The organism is Pseudomonas sp. D5(2026), assembly GCF_057766845.1.
This window is the reverse complement of record NZ_CM173421.1, coordinates 4,941,725-4,958,143: the sequence shown is the minus strand read 5'-3', so window position 1 is coordinate 4,958,143 and position 16,419 is coordinate 4,941,725. Positions and strand designations below refer to the sequence as shown.

Genomic DNA, 16,419 nt, shown 5'->3' with positions numbered 1-16,419 from the left:
TTGATGGAAAGGTCACCGGTAGGTTTGCGGCTGGAGCCATTTGGCTTCAACCGTACCCTTCCTGGAGACCTTCCCATGACGATCGATAAAGAAAAGCTTCAGCTTCAGGTTCTGCCGGACAAGAATCTGTTCGTGTTCCCCGACCAAATGGGGGAGCAAAACCGCGATGCTGCAAAGGCCTGTCATGCCCTGGCAACGCAAGGTGCCAACAGGCAGCATGACCCCATCCGTGAAACACAGCTTTGGTTCAAGCACTACATCTACCTGATGTCCAAGATGGGCTGGGCGCCGACCAATGTCGATGTACAGCAGATTACTGAACGCAATATGCACCTTGAGATCAGCAACCTGCTAGGCAAGGGCTTGCAGGCAGCATATGGCGTTTTCACTGGCGATGTGGCAACCGCCCTGGACAATCTTGGCAAAACGGTTGTTTCAGCCTTGGCCGCCAGTACCAAAAACGTCGAGTTGCTCGATCGCAAGTCGGTGGAGGATGACCGAACCGAGCTGAGCCTGGTCAAGTGCGAGCAAACTGGCCAAGGTCAGGTGGCGATGCTGGTCAGTGCGATCCAGACCGACGCCAAGCCTGACAAGGCTGCCAACTATCTTTTGGCCAAGTGGGAAAGCAGCGGCACCTCCAATTTTGCCTGTGGTGCGGTGTTGAATTTCGATAAGCGCCAATACGACAAAGTTCGCGCCATTGTAGAAACCAAACTTGACGACAATGCCCTGCAGGTCCTGCTGGCACTGGAACTCTGACTATGAAGTTGGCCTGTCGACATGGCGTCGACAGGCCTGGAGGGCATACTGATGCACGCCAATTACACTTTGTGGTTGAACGGCAACAGCCTGGTATTGATCGACAACTCCGTCAGTGCTTCACGAGTAGAAGCACTGTTGGATGTTCAACTGGCAGCCTACCTGACCGCTAACAAGGGGCACGCCCTTCAGGACGCTGGGTGGCACAAGGAATATCTGCGAATTCAGGGTAACTTCGGCTGCACTGTCGCGACCTTGCATTCCAGCGCTGTGCCTGCTGCACCCGCAGTGGCCTGTGAGCCGTGGAAGATACTGCGGAGCAGTCTCTTGGCAGGTGTGCCCAGCGCCCTGCAGGGGTCGGTAGCCAAATGCCTCGACGCCTATTCCGCCCAACCAGACGGTGGCATAGAACAGTTGTTATGGGCGGAATGTGTTCGGTCCCCGGACGATAAAGGCATGAGCCATGTACGTATGGAGTTGCGCCTGATACTGGCCAATTCAGACGTCCTCAGCACTGAGTTGGGCTTTAGCACAGCAGAGAACCTGGCGACGGATTGGCTGTGGCAGCCGCTGAATCTTGCAAGTGCCCATGCCACTCAGCAGTTCGATGCCAGTTATTTCACCCATGAAAAGGTGATCAGTTCGATAAGTGCAGGCTTGCATGACTCTATCAAGGTCAAGCAATTGCAGTACCGCAGCCAGGTAAAACTTGCGACATCATCAGGAGTCGACGATGAGTGAATTCAATCTAAATGCCGCCAGTGGCAAACTCGTACACAGCAGCCTGCTGTCATTCTTGCCAGGTGTTAGCCGCGAAGCCCGTGACGATATCCTGTTGGCCAATGCGTTTGCCCAGCAAGTTGCCTGGGGGGACTATAACGAAGGCCTGGAGCCGGACTGGTTCAGGAACTACTGGCGTAACCTCGCGTTTCTGGGCTTTGATGGCAAGCTCGCGCCTACTGCGACTCGACCGGGGCCGGACAGGTCCAGCCTTGCCGAGCAGGCTCTTGCCCAGGTTCGTCAGAAAGGCTCCGCCGGTCATTATCAATCTGCCCAGTCGTCGCTTCAGGCACTGCGTAATCACAGCCAGACCTTGACCGCGTTTGAATCCCGGGCAGTCTCGAAAGCTGTTGGACGTTTTCAGTTGCTGCCTTGCTCTCAGCAGTCGAGCGGCTTCATCGACATGGTGTTGGTCCACATGGAAATGTCGATGAAAAAGACCTCCAAGGACTTCCTGTTCATGCAGTTGAGCAGTGAAGTAAAAATCCTGGACATGCGTGTCGAAGTGATCCACTTCAACTTGCAGGGGTTCCGCGAGGACTACCGCAAGCGGGCCCAGGCCAGTGTCGACAAGCAAAATGGCAAGGCTATCCTTGAGCTGAAATTGTAGGCGCCCGGCTTGGAAAGCTCAGGGCAGCAGGTAACCGCGAATCCCGGTAAAGATGATCTGTGCTGCCAGGGCACAGACGAATAGCCCCATCAGGCGGCTGACGATTTGCAAACCCTGGTCACCGAGCAGGCGCTCGATACCGTGCGATAGATACAGCACCAGGCCTACGGTAAAGCTGGCCAGGGCAATGCTGACGATGGCCAGCAGTTTTTCATCCCAGTGCGGCTGGCTTACCCCCATCACCAACAGCGCACCGATGGTGCCGGGGCCAACCGTCAGCGGAATGGTCAGCGGTACGATGGTCACATCCTGCTGCACGTTGTCGGCCTGTACCGCCGGCTTGCCCTGGGCCATGCCCAGGGCTGAAATGAACAGCACGCTGCCGGCACCAATGCGGAAGGCATCGGCGGTGATGCCGAAAATACCGAAGATCGCCCGCCCGAACAGGTACAGCATCACGCTGGCGACCAAGGCTGCGAACGCGACCTTCCAGGCCAGTTGCTTGCGCTCCTTGCTGGAGTGGCCACGGGTCAGGCTGATGAAACACGACAGCACGAAAAACGGGCTGTAGAGCACGAGCATTTTCAAGTAGACGCTGAACAACTCATGGAGCATGAGCAGTGTTCCTTGGGGTTTATGCCGGCGCGGCCTTGTGTCGCGAGGCCGCTCCTGCAAGAGCATTGGATATCGGTCAGGACGTATGTGCCGGGTCCGCCTTGACTTCCCGTTGATTGGCCCAGTATTGAATCAGCTCGCGCAACTGCGACAACTCCACCGGCTTGGCCATGTGCCCGTCCATGCCCGCCAGCCGCGCGCGTTCCTTGTGTTCGGCCAGTATGTGCGCAGTCAGTGCAACCACCGGCGTGCGCTGGCGCTGGTTTTCAGCTTCCCAGGCCCGCAACTGCTGGGTGGCCGAAAAACCGTCCAGTATCGGCATCTCGCAGTCCATCAACACCAGGTCATAATGCTGCGTTTTCATTGCCTGCAAGGCCTCTTCGCCATTGCAGGCAGTATCGGGCCTGAGGTTGAGCTTGCCGAGCATGCTGCGGATCACCTTGGTCGAGATGCTGTTGTCTTCGGCGACCAGCACGCGGAAATCGCCTGGCAGGTCAAGCGCCTGAGGGATGCCCGGCAGGCTGGCAGGCATCGCCTGTTCCCGGCCTCGCTGGGCCAGCTCTTCGGCCAGGGTGGTCTTCAACGTGTAGCCGGCCACCGGCTTGGCCAGTATTCGCTTGACCCCGGCGTTGCGCGCGATGACTTTACTCGGCGCATTGCTGATGCCGGTGAGCATCACCACCAGAATGTCGTGGTTCAGGCTCGGGTCTTCCTTGATCTTGGCGGCCAGCTGCATGCCGGTCATGCCGGGCATGTTCTGGTCCAGCAGGACCGCGTCGAAGTAGTCGCGCAGGTGCGCCTTGGTGCGCAAAAGGGCCAGGGCCTCCTTGCCCGACGGCACCGCGCTGACGTTCATGCCCCAGGCGCTGCACTGCTGTACAAGCACCTTGCGGCACGTATCGTTGTCGTCGACCACCAGCACGCGGGCATCGCGCAGCGGGCTGTCGAGGTCCGCCGGTGGCTGTTCCAGGCGTGAAGGGTCCAGCGGTAAGGTCAGCCACAGAGTGTTGCCCATGCCGGTGCTGCTCTTGATGCCGAACTCACCCTGCATCAGGCCAATCAACTGTTTGGCGATGACCAGCCCCAGGTGGCCGCCCAGCTTGTTGCTGGAAAGGAAGTGGTGGCTGTGCAGCTCGGCCTGCAACAAGGCTTCACGGTCGGCAGCGGGCAACGGTTCGCCGCTGTCCTGCACGGCGATACGCAGGCGTGGCACCTCGCCGCGTTGATCCAGCGCCACCACCAGCAGGATCTCGCCCTGATCGGTGTTTTTCAGGGCGTTTTCCAGCAGGCTCGACAAGGCCTGGCGCAGGCGCGTCGGGTCTCCGCTGATGACCCGCGGTACTTGTGGCTGGGTGAAGCTGATCAGCTCGATGTTCTGTTGCTCGGCCTTGGCGCGGAAGATGTTAAGGCAATCCTCGATGAGCGCGTTAAGGTCGAACTGCACATCATCCAGCTCGATCTGCCGGGATTCCAGCTTGGAAATGTCCAGAATTTCGTTGATCAGCGTCAGCAGCTCGTTGCCGGCGCTGTGGATGGTCTGTACATAATCACGCTGCTTCACCGACAGCGGTGTGCCCAGCAGCAGTTCAGTCATGCCTAGCACACCGTTCATTGGCGTGCGGATTTCGTGGCTGATCTTGGCCAGAAACTCGGCTTTGGCGTTGATTTCCGCATCGCTGGCGGCCAGCGCACGGCTGGCGCTGAAACGCTCCTCGCTTATACGCCGCAGCCGTTCACTGACTGCCAGATTGAGCAGCAGGCCACTGACCACGGTCAGGCCCAGCAGGATGCACAGCAGCCAGGGTGTCGAGGTACGTGTCAGGCCCAGCAGGGCTGGCAGCAGTACCAGGCCTCCGAGGTTGAACACCACCATGGCCAGGCTGAACAGGCGCCCGGGTGCATAGCCCTTGTACCAGTGGTAGCTGCTGACCAGCAGCATGCTCACGCTGCCCAGCGCCATCAGGGCGTAGGTCATCAGGTTCAGTGGCAAGGTATCGACGAACAGCAGCACCAGGCCACTGAGCCCGACAATCAACATCTCGCCCTGCAGCAAACGATTCAGCCGTGGCGAATTGCACGGCGAAAAGAAATGTTGGGTGAAATACAGCCCTGACAGGCCGGCCAGGACCAGTGTCAGGTAGGCGGCAGGCGTTTGCGCACTGTGCCACAAATGCCACCAGGGGCCGCTGAGGTTCAGCAGGATCAGGCCGCTGAGCAGCATCAGGCCGTGGTACAGCGCCAGGATAAGGGTGGTGCTGGAGCGGGTGTAGAGGAAGCGGATCAGGTTGTGCATGATCAGCATGATCAGGCCGCCGAACAGCATACCGAACAGCAGCGGCTGGCGTTGGTCCGAGGCCGCTTTGGCCGCAGGCTCCAGGCTGATGGCCGGCCGCAGCTGGTGCTCTGAGACCAGGCGCAGGTAGATGTCCAGCGGTTGCCTGCTGTTGGGCAGGGGCAATACGTGGTCGCTGCCGCGCAGGGTCGGGCTGGCATTGCCGGCCTGGCGCCCGTGGTGCAGTTGACGCAGAAGTTGCTCGCCTTCGAGGGCGTAGAGGTCCAGGCCAGAAAGGTCCGGGGCAAATACCCGTAGCAGTTGCTCCTGGTCACCTGGAGGCAGACGATAGTGCAACCACAGGGCCTGCCCAGCCGGGGCAGCATCAATGTCGGCGAGAGGCAGTGGGCTGAACTGGTTGCGATAGCGCTCGGAGCGCACATCGCTCAGTTGCAGGTTGGCCTGTTCGTCGAGCAGAACAGTCCAGCCACCGTCATGTTCGGCCGCAGCCGGAAACATGCAGAGCAGGGTCAGCAAGCTGACGATCAGAGCTGAGGCAATCCGAAGCCGACGCACTACGAAATCCCTTCTTGGCCGATGTGCCGGGTACCCACTATGCGCGGCGCGCCAAGTCGAAGGCAAGGCCCATGCAGGGCCCTGTCGACGAGCCGGATGCCGCAAGCTGAATCAGCTACGGCAAACCGGTAGTACTTACTGCTGGTGCTCACCGCGCTCGCGGGCGATGGCCCGATAGCCAATGTCGGAACGGTAGAAGCTGCCGTTCCAGCTGACTTCCTTGGCCAGGCGATAAGCCTGCTGCTGCGCGTCGGCAACGGTGCTGCCCATGGCGGTGGCACACAGCACACGCCCGCCGTTGGTGGTTACCTTGCCATCCTTGAGCGCAGTACCGGCATGGAATACCTTGCCTTCGATCTTGGCGGCAGCGTCCAGGCCGTTGATCACGTCGCCCTTGGCGTAATCGCCCGGGTAACCGCCTGCTGCCAGGACCACGCCCAGGCTCGGGCGCGGGTCCCACTGTGCTTCGACCTTGTCCAGGGCCTTGGCGAATGCAGCTTCCACCAGCAGTACCAGGCTCGACTCCAGGCGCAGCATGACCGGCTGGGTTTCCGGGTCGCCGAAGCGGCAGTTGAACTCGATGACCTTGGGGTTGCCCGCCTTGTCGATCATCAGGCCGGCGTAGAGGAAGCCGGTGTAGACGTTACCTTCCTCGGCCATGCCGCGCACGGTTGGCCAGATCACCTGGTCCATCACGCGCTGGTGCACGTCGGCGGTAACGACCGGGGCAGGGGAGTAGGCGCCCATACCGCCCGTGTTCGGGCCGGTGTCCTGGTCGCCGACGCGCTTGTGGTCCTGGCTGGTGGCCATGGGCAGCACATTGTGGCCGTCGACCATGACGATGAAGCTGGCTTCCTCGCCGTCGAGGAACTCTTCGATCACGACGCGCGAACCGGCTTCACCGAAGGCGTTACCTGCCAGCATGTCACGCACGGCGGCTTCTGCTTCTTCCAGCGTCATGGCGACGATCACGCCCTTGCCTGCCGCCAGGCCGTCGGCCTTGATCACGATTGGCGCGCCTTTTTCCTGCAGGTAGGCCAGCGCGGGCTCGATCTCGGTGAAATTCTGGTAGTCGGCGGTCGGGATCTTGTGACGCGCGAGGAAGTCCTTGGTGAAGGCCTTGGAGCCTTCCAGCTGGGCCGCGCCCTTGGTTGGGCCGAAGCAGTCCAGGCCACGGCTGCGGAACAGGTCGACCACGCCGATAACCAGCGGTGCTTCCGGGCCGACAATAGTCAGGTCGACGTTTTTCTCGGCGAAGTCGGCCAATTGGTCCAGGGCGCACACGTCGATGGCGACGTTCTCGCACTTGGCTTCAATGGCGGTACCGGCGTTGCCGGGGGCAACGAAGACTTTCTCGACGCGTGGGTCCTGGGCGACTTTCCAGGCCAGGGCGTGCTCACGGCCGCCGCTGCCGATGATCAAAACTTTCATGTCAAAACCTCGATTCAGGTGATCCCGGGGCTTGCGCCGAACACTGTGGGAGCGGGCTTGCCCGCGAATGCGGCGGTGAACCCACCATCGTATTCGCGGGCAAGCCCGCTCCCACAGGATTTCGACTCGCCTCGGGATCCGCGTAATTAGTGGCGGAAGTGGCGCATGCCGGTGAAGACCATCGCGATGCCGGCTTCGTCGGCAGCCGCGATGACTTCAGCATCACGCATCGAACCACCCGGCTGGATCACGGCGCTGATACCCACTTTAGCTGCGTTGTCGATGCCGTCACGGAACGGGAAGAATGCATCCGACGCCATGACCGCGCCCTGCACCTGCAGGCCAGCGTGCTCGGCCTTGATTGCAGCAATGCGGGCGGAGTTGACGCGGCTCATCTGGCCGGCGCCGACGCCGATGGTCTGGCGCTGCTTGGCATAGACAATGGCGTTGGACTTGACGAACTTGGCCACTTTCCAGGCGAATACCAGGTCGTGGATCTCTTGCTCGGTTGGAGCACGCTTGGTGACGATCTTCAGGTCATCGGCGGTGATCATGCCGATATCGCGGCTTTGCACCAGCAGGCCACCGTTGACGCGCTTGAAGTCCCAACCGGCAGCGCGCTCTGCTGGCCACTCACCGCACTCCAGCAGACGTACGTTCTGCTTGGCAGCCACCACGTCGCGAGCGGCCTGGGAGATTTTCGGAGCGATGATCACTTCGACGAACTGGCGGTCGACAATGGCCTTGGCGGTTTCGCCGTCCAGTTCACGGTTGAATGCGATGATGCCGCCGAACGCCGATTCGGTGTCGGTCGCGTAGGCCAGGTCGTAGGCCTTGCGAATGCCGCCCTCGTCTTCCGGAACGACCGCCACGCCGCACGGGTTGGCGTGCTTGACGATGACGCAGGCCGGCTTGACGAAACTCTTTACGCATTCCAGCGCGGCGTCAGTGTCGGCCACGTTGTTGAATGACAGTTCCTTGCCTTGCAGCTGGACAGCGGTGGAAATGCTGGCTTCGCCTTTCTTGGCTTCTACATAGAACGCCGCGCTCTGGTGCGGGTTCTCGCCGTAGCGCATTTCCTGCGCCTTGACGAACTGGCTGTTGAAGGTGCGCGGGAATTCGCTGCGCGCCTCAGTGCTCAGGGTGTCCTTGGCCTGGTCGATGGTGCCCATGTAGTTGGCGATCATGCCGTCGTAGGCGGCAGTGTGCTCGAACGCCTTGAGCATCAGATCGAAGCGCTGGGCATAGGTCAGGCCACCGGCCTTGAGGCCTTCGACGATGCCGGCGTAGTCGCTGGCATTGACCACGATGGCCACGTCCTTGTGGTTCTTGGCTGCCGAACGGACCATGGTCGGGCCGCCGATGTCGATGTTCTCGATAGCGGTCGGCAGGTCACAGCCAGGCTTGGAAATGGTGGCTTCGAAGGGGTACAGGTTGACCGCAACCAGGTCGATCGGCTTGATGCCGTGCTCGTTCATGATGGCGTCGTCGGTACCACGACGGCCGAGGATCCCGCCGTGGATCTTCGGGTGCAGGGTCTTGACCCGGCCATCCATCATTTCGGCGAAGCCGGTGTAGTCGGCCACTTCCACCGCGTTTACGCCGTTGTCCTTGAGCAGCTTGTAGGTGCCGCCGGTGGACAGGATCTCGACACCGAGCTGCTGCAGCTCACGGGCGAATTCGAGGATACCGGTCTTGTCGGAGACGCTGATCAGGGCGCGGCGGACTGGCAGGCGGGTAGTCTGGTCGGTCATTTCGGGTTCCAATAACGCGGTGGAGTCAGCAAAAAAGGCGTCTCTGTTCAGGGAGTCGCCTTTTCTGGGTGGGATTCTGGCTTACAACAAGTCGTACTGCTTGAGCTTCTTGCGCAGGGTGCCTCGGTTCAGCCCGAGCATCTCGCTGGCCTTGGTCTGGTTGCCCTTCACGTAGTTCATCACGCTTTCGAGCAGGGGCGCCTCGACTTCGGAGAGCACCAGGTTGTACACGTCCGTCACGGTCGCGCCTTCCAGGTGGGCGAAGTAGTTGTGCAGCGCCTTCTCGACGCTGTCGCGAAGGGTCTGGCCCTCTTCGCTCGGCGTGTTGAGGTGCTGTTTCAGGTTGGCGTTGTCGCTCACGGGCGTTGTTCCACTCACAAATGTCTCGGTCATCATCGTCATGCGGCCACCCCTTGTCCGTCCTCTGTCTCAAGGCTCTGTCGACGTTCGCTGAAAAACGCGCGAACGTTGGCGCACTGCGCTTGTGTGTCTTCCAAAGCGTTGAACCGGGCGCGAAACTCCTTGCCACCGGGTCGTGTTGCCAGGTACCAGCCAACGTGCTTGCGGGCGATACGTACGCCCATCACATCGCCATAGAAGGCATGCAGCGCGGCCAGGTGCTCCAGCAGGATGCGTTCCACTTCGTCCAGTTGCGGCGCTGGCAGGTGTTCACCAGTGCGCAGGTAATGCTCGATCTCGCGAAAGATCCATGGCCGCCCCTGGGCAGCCCGGCCAATCAACAGGCCATCGACCCCGGTGGTTTCCAGCACCGCCCGGGCCTTTTCTGGCGAGGTGATATCGCCGTTGGCAAAAACCGGGATTGACACCGCCTGCTTGATGGCAGCGATGGTGTCGTATTCGGCTTCGCCGGTGTACAGGTCGGCACGTGTGCGGCCATGCACCGCTAGCGCCTGGATGCCAGCCTGTTCAGCGATCTTCGCCACGTTCAGGCCGTTCTTGTTCGCCCGGTCCCAGCCGGTGCGGATTTTCAGGGTCACCGGTACGTCCACGGCGCTGACCACGGCGTGGAGGATCTCGCTGACCAAGGCTTCATCTCTCAATAAAGCAGAGCCTGCGGCCTTGTTGCAGACTTTTTTTGCCGGGCAGCCCATGTTGATATCGATGATCTGGGCACCTGCCTCGACGTTGGCCTTTGCCGCCGCTGCCATCATCTGCGCATCACCGCCGGCGATCTGCACCGAGCGGGGCTCGGGATCACCTTCATGGATGCGGCGCAGGCTCGACTTGCGGCTGTTCCACAGGCTCATGTCGCTGCTTACCATCTCCGACACCACCATACCGGCGCCCATGCGCTGGCAAAGAGTACGGAAAGGCTGATCCGTCACCCCGGCCATGGGCGCGAGGATCAGGTTGTTACGTAGTGTGTATTGGCCGATGCGTACCGCCGACATAGGTGATCCCTGTTGTGGGGCCGAATCTTGGAGTTCGAAAAAGGGTTGGCATGATACCCGCTCTCGATGACTGGATAAAGATGGATTTGGATAAAATCTGAACAGTTGTCGGCTTATGCCTTTGCGCTTCAAGCAGCACGCGACAAGACAAAAAACGGCCGCAATTTGGGCGTCTTGTCTTGTGGCTTGCTGCTGGCCGCTTGTCGCTTACTCCGGCGAACGAAAGCTCAGGCTGTAATTCACCGCCTTCGGCCCTGGGTCGAGGATGTCCAGGGCAATGTGGATCGGCGTCTGGCTGGGCATTTCGCCACGCCCTGCCAGTTCGCCCGACAGGTACTCGCTGGGCTTGAAGCGGCGGCTGGCGATCAGTTGGCCATTGAGGTCGGCGAAGCGCAGCTCCAGCAACGGAAACGGCTGGGCGAAAGGCGCGCGGTTGTAGATGATCGCGTCGACGATCAGGGCGCCCTTGAAGTCCGGGTGGCTACGCACCACCAGATTGCTGCTCTTGATTCGTGCAATATCGACGCGGGTGGGTACCTGGCAACCGACCATTGGGCAGATCTGCTGGAAAATCGGCCGATACTGGTCCTGGCGGGCCATTTCGTCGAAGTGGAACCACACATACTGGAACGCCAGCAGGCCGGCAGCCAGCAGGGTCAGCACGCCCCACAGCAGGCGCTTGCCCCAATTGGGCGCGGGTTTTTCCCAGCCCAGTTGCAGCGGATCGTCGACTACGTCGACCAGCGGCTCCTTGCGCGAGGGGCGCTCGGGTTTGCCGGCAAGGCCTGGTTCCAGGCGGTCTCCGGGTAGCGGCTCGACTGGCTCGTCGTCATGCGCCGTGAGGCCCAGCGCCACTGGCTCTTCGTCGCGGGCGCTCAGGCCTTTTTCCGGGGTTTCGTCCTCGCTGACGCGCAGCGGCTCGCTGAATGCAGGCGGGTCATCGCGTTTGGCCGCTCGGTGCTCGGGCGGCTCGCCATCGATGTCCAGGTCAAGGTTGCTGCCCAGGGTCGGCTCGGTGCGCTCGCCGGGCGCAGGCTCCAGGTCCAGATCCTGGGGGGCCGGCTCCAGCAGTACTGGGCCAGGCTCTGCAGGCTCCTGCGCAGGGTAGGGCTCTTCGGTCGCCGTGCCGAAAAGGTCTTCTGCGTGCTCGTCCGGGTGAAGTTCGTCGCGCCGTGCCTGCAACTGGTCATCCTGGCTGGCCGGGCGTGTCGGGGCCGGTTGGCCGCGACGCTCCAGGCGCTCCAGTTCCTTGTCGAGGTCGAGCTCGTCCAGCGCTTGGGCGGTAAGCGCCCAATCCTGGTCAGAGGGGCTACCGCGTGGACTGATGGCAGGCTCAGGCGCAGGCTCGGCAGGCGTTGCAGGTGCCGGCGCCGTTACTGCGGGTGCGCTGCTGGGAGCGGTGCGGTTCTGCTCCAGCAACTGCTTGGCGGCGTTGAATACCTGCAGGCAGTGACCGCAGCGCACCACACCGCGGGCCACGCTCAACTGGTGGTGGGTGACGCGAAAGCTGGTCTGGCAATGCGGGCACTGGGTGACGAAACTGTCGGTCATGCGGCGATCCGGGATCTGTGCAGAAAAGTATTCAAGGCCCGCTTAGCGACGCCGACCACTGATGCGCACCCAGCCGTCGCGCACGACGATCGGGTCCAGTTCAAAGTCGGCGGCGTAAGCGGCGGCCACGTCTTCACCTTGCTCGGCGAGGATGCCCGACAGCGCCAGCAGGCCACCTGGGCGAACCAGGCCAGACAACTGTGGCGCCAGCGACACCAGCGGGCCGGCGAGGATGTTGGCAACCAGCACGTCGGCCTGCATTGCCGGCATGTGCTCGGGCAAGTGCAGCGCCAGTTTCTCATCGGCAATGCCGTTGCGCTGGGCGTTGTCGCGCGAAGCCTCGATGGCCTGCACGTCGATGTCGGTGCCTACCGCTTCGCGGGCGCCCAGCAGCAACGCCGCGATGGCCAGGATGCCCGAACCGCAGCCAAAGTCCAGCACCTGTGTGCCTTCAAGCTGCTGGCCGTCTAGCCATTCCAGGCACAGGGCCGTGGTGGGGTGGGTGCCGGTGCCAAAGGCCAGGCCCGGGTCGAGCAGCAGATTCACGGCGTCCTTTTCCGGGGCATCGTGCCAGCTGGGCACGATCCATAGGCGGCGGCCGAAGCGCATCGGCTGGAAGTTGTCCATCCAGCTGCGTTCCCAGTCCTGGTCCTCGATCACCTCGGCCTGGTGTTCGGGCAACTCGGCGCCGGTCAACAGGCGCAGGTGGGCGAACACCTGTTCAGGGTCGGCATCGGCCTCGAACAGCGCCAGCAGGTGGGTGTGCGACCACAGCGGGGTGGTATTGAGGTCTGGTTCGAAGATCGGTTGATCTTCGGCATCCATGAACGTGACCGAGACGGCGCCTACTTCAAGCAGCGCATCTTCATAGGTTTCGGCTTGTTCCGGGCTGATGGCCAGGCGTACTTGCAGCCAGGGCATGGCGGGCACCTTTGATAAATCGACAGGGGCAGCCCTAGGCTGCGCGAAGGCTGGCAGTTTACGCGAGTGCGGGGGATTTGTGGATCGGGGGCTGCACAGCAGCCCCCGGGCAGGTATCAGACAAAACAGAGCGACAGCGATTCGGCAATATAAGCAGGCTTCTCTTCACCTTCGATCTCCAGCGTGGCAATCGCCTTGAGTAGCCACTGCCCCGGTTTTTTCTCCATCACCTCGCCCAGCTTCACCTTCAGCCGAACGCGGCTGTCGACCTTGACCGGCTGAATGAAGCGCACGCTGTCCAGGCCGTAGTTCACCACCATCTTCAACCCTTGCGGCAGGACGAGGATGTCCTCGATCAGCTTTGGGATCAGCGACAAGGTCAGGAAACCATGGGCGATCGTGCCGCCAAACGGGGTTTTGGCCGCCTTCTCAGGGTCGACATGGATGAACTGGAAGTCGCCGGTCGCCTCGGCGAACAGGTTGATGCGCTGCTGGTCGATCTTCAACCACTCAGAGTGGCCCAGCTCCTTGCCAACGTACTGCGAAAGCTCTGTAACCGGTACATGGGGCATCGCGGACTCTCCGGGCTGTCAATTGGTACGAAAGTACAAGATCAGCACGGCTAACCGTTTCAGTCAAGTTGCCCGCTTTTCGGCGAATATCGGTCTGAACCTGCGCGTGCTTATAATGACGGCCATGCCCGAGGGAGATGCTTATGCTGTTGCGTGGTTTGACCTGGCTGGTGTTGTTCCAGTTGCTGGGGACGGCGATCAATCACCTGTTTGTGCCGTTTTTGCCTGGGCCGATCATCGGCCTGTTGTTGTTGCTGTGCTTCCTCATGGCCCGCGGTGAGGTTGGCACGCCGCTGAACGAGGCCGCCAGCAGTTTGCTGCGCTATCTGCCGCTGTTGCTGGTACCGCCTGCAGTGGGGGTGATGGTATATGCCAAGGATATTGCCGCCGACTTCTGGGCGATTGCCGGGGCCTTGCTGATTTCCTGCCTGATGACCCTGGTGTTCGTCGGTGTGCTGATGCAAAAGCTCATCCAGCGCCAGGGCAAGCGTGAGGAGCAGCCATGATGCTCGACTGGCAGGGCGCACTCGATGCGGTCATACATCACCCATTGTTCGGTATCGGCATCACGCTGGGGGCCTATCAGGTAGTGCTAGCGGCCTACGAGAAAACCCGCTGGATCTTCTTGCAGCCTGTACTGGTATCGATGCTGCTGGTGATCGGCGTGTTGCTGCTGTGCGGTATCGATTACAGCGAGTACCGCAAAAGCACCGAAATCATGAACATTCTCCTGGGGCCCGCCACCGTGGCCCTGGCTGTGCCGCTCTATCTCAACCTGCGGCGTATTCGCCAGCTGTTCTGGCCTACATTTACTACGCTGGTAGTCGGAGGCCTGTTCGCCACGCTCTGCTGCCTGGTGCTGGGCTGGTGGTTCGGTGCCGAGCACATGATTCTGATGACCATGGCGCCGAAGTCCGTCACTTCGCCGATCGCCATGCTGGTGGCCGAGCAGATTGGCGGCGTGGCGGCCCTGGCGGCAGTGTTCGTGTTGATTACCGGGGTGATCGGGGCGATCTTCGGCCCGGCGTTGCTGAGCCGCTTTGGCGTGCACAGCCCAGAGGCACGCGGCATGTCCCTGGGCGTGACCGCACATGCAGTGGGCACTTCGGTGGCCCTGCAGGAAAGTGACGAATGCGGCGCCTTTGCCGCGCTGGCGATGAGCCTGATGGGGGTGGCTACAGCGGTGTTCCTGCCGCTGGCGGTCAGCCTGGTGGCTTGAGGAGTTGTGATGACGCTACCGCTGTTTCCGCTCAATACCGTGCTGTTTCCTGGCTGCTTTCTCGATTTGCAGATTTTCGAGGCGCGCTACCTGGACATGATCGGGCGCTGCATGAAGCAGGGCGAAGGTTTTGGTGTGGTGTGCATCCTTGAGGGCGAACAAGTCGGCAAGGCGCCGCCGGTGGTCGCCTCGATCGGCTGTGAAGCGATGATCCGCGACTTCGTGCAGCAGGATAACGGCTTGCTGGGTATTCGTGTCGAGGGCGTGCGGCGCTTCAATCTGGAAAGCTCCGAGGTGCAGAAGGACCAGCTGCTGGTGGGGCAGGTGCAATGGCTGCCGGAGCAGGCAGACAGCCCGTTGCTCGAGGCCGATGACGACCTGCTGGCGCTGCTGGTGGCCCTGGGTGAGCACCCCATGGTCGAAGCGCTGGGCATGCCGCGCCCGGTGGACGGGCGTCAGGCGCTGGCCAATCAGCTGGCGTACCTGTTGCCGTTCATGGAGGAGGACAAGCTGGACCTGCTGACCCTCGATTCGCCCCAGCAGCGACTGGGGGAAATCCAGAAGCTGCTGGAACGGATTCAGGGTGAACTGTTTGCCTGATGACCCTGTGCTGCGAAGAAGCCGGCAGCATCAATACTGATATCGCAGCAAAGCCTGAGGCAGCGCATGCATGGCAAAGAACGCCAGCAACGCCATGCATGCCGGCAACACCAGCCACCATACCCGCAGTGGCAGAGCCGGCAGTGCCTGCTGGCGTTGCACCAATGTCAGGCTGAGTGCGCACACGCAGCAGGCCAGAAGAGCCCCGGCCAGGATGTCGGTTGGCCAGTGCGCCCCCAGGTACACCCGTGACAGGGCAATCGACAGCGCCGGAATGCACCCCAGCATCACCCAGGTCAGGCGCATCCGTGGTGGCTGCCCACGTCCTGCCAGCACGGCCATAACCAGAAAGAACGCGAACGATGCCGAGCTGTGCCCGCTGGGCATGCTGTAGCTGGTCAGTGGGTCGGTCAATACTTCCGGTCTGGCCCGGGCAAATAGCCATTTCAGTGTGCCGTTGGCGATCGCAGTGCCCATCAACGCGCCAGCAGCGAAAAATGCGTGCCGCCACTGGCGGGCAAGCAGCAGCAGGCCGGTCAGCAGGCCGCCGAGGAAGAACTGGGTGCGGAAATCGCCTAGTCGTGTCACCAGTACCACGGTGCTGTCGATGGCCTGGCTGCGATGCTCCTGGACCAGTGTCATCACGCCTTGGTCGAACTCATGGAAGTAGGGCCAGCCAAGGAATACACCGGCCAGGGCGATAAAGCTGAGAGCGGCAACCAGCCGCGTGCCGTGGCGCTGGTCACGCAGGCTGGTATTCAGGCTCAGGCCGATCAGCACTGCGAGGGCGCCGGCAATGATCCCGGCGTCCAGCCAGAAGCCTTCCGGCAGGGGCAGGCGCATGGCGGCGCCGGTGGCCCAGCCGGGTAGCAGGTAGGCTACCGACCAGCCGGCACCCGCCAACAGGCTGACAGCGATGAAACGCGGCAGGGGCATGTCGAACATGCCGGCGACCATTGGCAGCATCGGCCTCAGCGGGCCGATGAAGCGGCCTACCAGCAGGCTGGCGATGCCATAACGCTGGAAGTAGCTTTCGGCGCTGCCGATCCATTCTGGATGGTGGCGGAGCAGCGGCAGGCGGCGGATGTTCTGGTGAAAGTACTTGCCCACTGCGTAAGACAGGGCGTCGCCCAGCAGGCCGCCGAGAAAGCCGAGGAGCAGCGTTTCGCCCAGGCTGAACGCGCCGTTGCCGGCCAGTACCGCAACGGCGAACAGCAGTATGGTGCCCGGCACGATAATGCCGGCGATGGCCAGGCATTCGATGCAGGCCACCAGGAAAATCGCCAGGCCAAGCCACTGCGGGTTGGCGCTGAGCCAGCCGGTCAGGCTGTCGAGCCATTGGCCCAT

Annotated in this window: 16 protein-coding genes; 6 read left to right on the top strand and 10 right to left on the bottom strand. The window is 61.7% G+C overall.

Annotation, left to right across the window (positions count from 1 at the left end):
• Nucleotides 1-3 precede the first annotated feature (3 nt).
• The 3 genes from AC3B5Q_RS22935 to AC3B5Q_RS22925 are packed head-to-tail and all read left to right on the top strand — an operon-like array spanning nt 4 to nt 2,149.
• On the top strand, nt 4-759 hold the full coding sequence (locus AC3B5Q_RS22935; RefSeq protein ID WP_488392753.1) for a hypothetical protein: 756 nt from the start codon (nt 4-6) through the stop codon (nt 757-759).
• Nucleotides 760-810: 51 nt separating this feature from the next.
• On the top strand, nt 811-1,500 hold the full coding sequence (locus AC3B5Q_RS22930; protein ID WP_028697863.1) for a hypothetical protein: 690 nt from the start codon (nt 811-813) through the stop codon (nt 1,498-1,500).
• Nucleotides 1,493-2,149: a hypothetical protein gene (locus AC3B5Q_RS22925; protein WP_021784411.1), complete on the top strand. Its 657-nt coding sequence runs from the start codon at nt 1,493-1,495 to the stop codon at nt 2,147-2,149. Before AC3B5Q_RS22930 ends, AC3B5Q_RS22925 begins: the two co-directional genes overlap by 8 nt.
• An 18-nt stretch (nt 2,150-2,167) precedes the next feature.
• On the opposite strand, the gene tspR is transcribed toward AC3B5Q_RS22925, so the two are convergent.
• The 9 genes from tspR to AC3B5Q_RS22880 form a co-directional block, all read right to left on the bottom strand.
• A complete protein-coding gene (gene tspR, locus AC3B5Q_RS22920; RefSeq protein WP_014592545.1) occupies nt 2,168-2,764 on the bottom strand; it encodes a type III secretion system genes modulator TspR in 597 nt (198 codons plus the stop codon).
• A gap of 76 nt (nt 2,765-2,840) precedes the next feature.
• A complete protein-coding gene (locus tag AC3B5Q_RS22915; protein WP_021784410.1) occupies nt 2,841-5,612 on the bottom strand; it encodes a hybrid sensor histidine kinase/response regulator in 2,772 nt (923 codons plus the stop codon).
• A 135-nt stretch (nt 5,613-5,747) separates the two neighbouring features.
• Nucleotides 5,748-7,043: a phosphoribosylamine--glycine ligase gene (purD, locus tag AC3B5Q_RS22910; RefSeq protein ID WP_021784409.1), complete on the bottom strand. Its 1,296-nt coding sequence runs from the start codon at nt 7,041-7,043 to the stop codon at nt 5,748-5,750.
• A 146-nt stretch (nt 7,044-7,189) separates the two neighbouring features.
• Nucleotides 7,190-8,797 carry a bifunctional phosphoribosylaminoimidazolecarboxamide formyltransferase/IMP cyclohydrolase gene (gene purH / locus AC3B5Q_RS22905; RefSeq protein ID WP_003249687.1) on the bottom strand — a complete coding sequence of 536 codons (1,608 nt, stop codon included), beginning with the start codon at nt 8,795-8,797 and terminating at the stop codon, nt 7,190-7,192.
• Nucleotides 8,798-8,878: 81 nt separating this feature from the next.
• Nucleotides 8,879-9,199, bottom strand: a complete 321-nt coding sequence (gene fis / locus AC3B5Q_RS22900) for a DNA-binding transcriptional regulator Fis (RefSeq protein WP_012274390.1) — start codon at nt 9,197-9,199, stop codon at nt 8,879-8,881.
• Nucleotides 9,196-10,209, bottom strand: a complete 1,014-nt coding sequence (gene dusB, locus AC3B5Q_RS22895; RefSeq protein ID WP_021784408.1) for a tRNA dihydrouridine synthase DusB — start codon at nt 10,207-10,209, stop codon at nt 9,196-9,198. Before dusB ends, fis begins: the two co-directional genes overlap by 4 nt.
• Before the next feature lie 207 nt (nt 10,210-10,416).
• Nucleotides 10,417-11,760, bottom strand: coding sequence for a DUF3426 domain-containing protein (locus tag AC3B5Q_RS22890; RefSeq protein WP_103469643.1), 1,344 nt, complete (start codon nt 11,758-11,760; stop codon nt 10,417-10,419).
• A gap of 42 nt (nt 11,761-11,802) precedes the next feature.
• Entirely contained in the window at nt 11,803-12,681 is an 879-nt protein-coding gene (gene prmA, locus AC3B5Q_RS22885) for a 50S ribosomal protein L11 methyltransferase (protein WP_021784406.1), read from the bottom strand.
• 116 nt (nt 12,682-12,797) lie between these two features.
• The gene (locus AC3B5Q_RS22880; protein WP_021784405.1) at nt 12,798-13,253 is read right to left on the bottom strand and encodes a MaoC family dehydratase; all 456 of its coding nucleotides are present in this window, start codon (nt 13,251-13,253) and stop codon (nt 12,798-12,800) included.
• A 143-nt stretch (nt 13,254-13,396) separates the two neighbouring features.
• Between AC3B5Q_RS22880 and AC3B5Q_RS22875 the strand changes: the two genes are divergently transcribed.
• Genes AC3B5Q_RS22875 through AC3B5Q_RS22865 form a run of 3 tightly spaced genes read left to right on the top strand, consistent with a single transcriptional unit; the run spans nt 13,397 to nt 15,072 of the window.
• Nucleotides 13,397-13,759, top strand: coding sequence for a CidA/LrgA family protein (locus AC3B5Q_RS22875; protein WP_021784404.1), 363 nt, complete (start codon nt 13,397-13,399; stop codon nt 13,757-13,759).
• On the top strand, nt 13,756-14,472 hold the full coding sequence (locus tag AC3B5Q_RS22870; RefSeq protein ID WP_004576852.1) for an LrgB family protein: 717 nt from the start codon (nt 13,756-13,758) through the stop codon (nt 14,470-14,472). Before AC3B5Q_RS22875 ends, AC3B5Q_RS22870 begins: the two co-directional genes overlap by 4 nt.
• 9 nt (nt 14,473-14,481) lie before the next feature.
• On the top strand, nt 14,482-15,072 hold the full coding sequence (locus tag AC3B5Q_RS22865) for an LON peptidase substrate-binding domain-containing protein (protein ID WP_021784403.1): 591 nt from the start codon (nt 14,482-14,484) through the stop codon (nt 15,070-15,072).
• Nucleotides 15,073-15,102: 30 nt separating this feature from the next.
• Here the strand turns inward: AC3B5Q_RS22865 and AC3B5Q_RS22860 are convergent, their stop codons facing one another.
• The gene (locus AC3B5Q_RS22860; protein WP_053870441.1) at nt 15,103-16,419 is read right to left on the bottom strand and encodes a bifunctional DedA family/phosphatase PAP2 family protein; all 1,317 of its coding nucleotides are present in this window, start codon (nt 16,417-16,419) and stop codon (nt 15,103-15,105) included.

Coding starts and splice junctions, on each gene's coding strand:
- AC3B5Q_RS22935 (WP_488392753.1), top strand. CDS start 4: ATGGAAAGGTCACCGGTAGGTTTGCGGCTGGAGCCATTTGGCTTCAAC.
- AC3B5Q_RS22930 (WP_028697863.1), top strand. CDS start 811: ATGCACGCCAATTACACTTTGTGGTTGAACGGCAACAGCCTGGTATTG.
- AC3B5Q_RS22925 (WP_021784411.1), top strand. CDS start 1,493: ATGAGTGAATTCAATCTAAATGCCGCCAGTGGCAAACTCGTACACAGC.
- tspR (WP_014592545.1), bottom strand. CDS start 2,764: ATGCTCCATGAGTTGTTCAGCGTCTACTTGAAAATGCTCGTGCTCTAC.
- purD (WP_021784409.1), bottom strand. CDS start 7,043: ATGAAAGTTTTGATCATCGGCAGCGGCGGCCGTGAGCACGCCCTGGCC.
- purH (WP_003249687.1), bottom strand. CDS start 8,797: ATGACCGACCAGACTACCCGCCTGCCAGTCCGCCGCGCCCTGATCAGC.
- fis (WP_012274390.1), bottom strand. CDS start 9,199: ATGACGATGATGACCGAGACATTTGTGAGTGGAACAACGCCCGTGAGC.
- dusB (WP_021784408.1), bottom strand. CDS start 10,209: ATGTCGGCGGTACGCATCGGCCAATACACACTACGTAACAACCTGATC.
- AC3B5Q_RS22890 (WP_103469643.1), bottom strand. CDS start 11,760: ATGACCGACAGTTTCGTCACCCAGTGCCCGCATTGCCAGACCAGCTTT.
- prmA (WP_021784406.1), bottom strand. CDS start 12,681: ATGCCCTGGCTGCAAGTACGCCTGGCCATCAGCCCGGAACAAGCCGAA.
- AC3B5Q_RS22880 (WP_021784405.1), bottom strand. CDS start 13,253: ATGCCCCATGTACCGGTTACAGAGCTTTCGCAGTACGTTGGCAAGGAG.
- AC3B5Q_RS22875 (WP_021784404.1), top strand. CDS start 13,397: ATGCTGTTGCGTGGTTTGACCTGGCTGGTGTTGTTCCAGTTGCTGGGG.
- AC3B5Q_RS22870 (WP_004576852.1), top strand. CDS start 13,756: ATGATGCTCGACTGGCAGGGCGCACTCGATGCGGTCATACATCACCCA.
- AC3B5Q_RS22865 (WP_021784403.1), top strand. CDS start 14,482: ATGACGCTACCGCTGTTTCCGCTCAATACCGTGCTGTTTCCTGGCTGC.
- AC3B5Q_RS22860 (WP_053870441.1), bottom strand. CDS start 16,419: ATGGGCCAATGGCTCGACAGCCTGACCGGCTGGCTCAGCGCCAACCCG.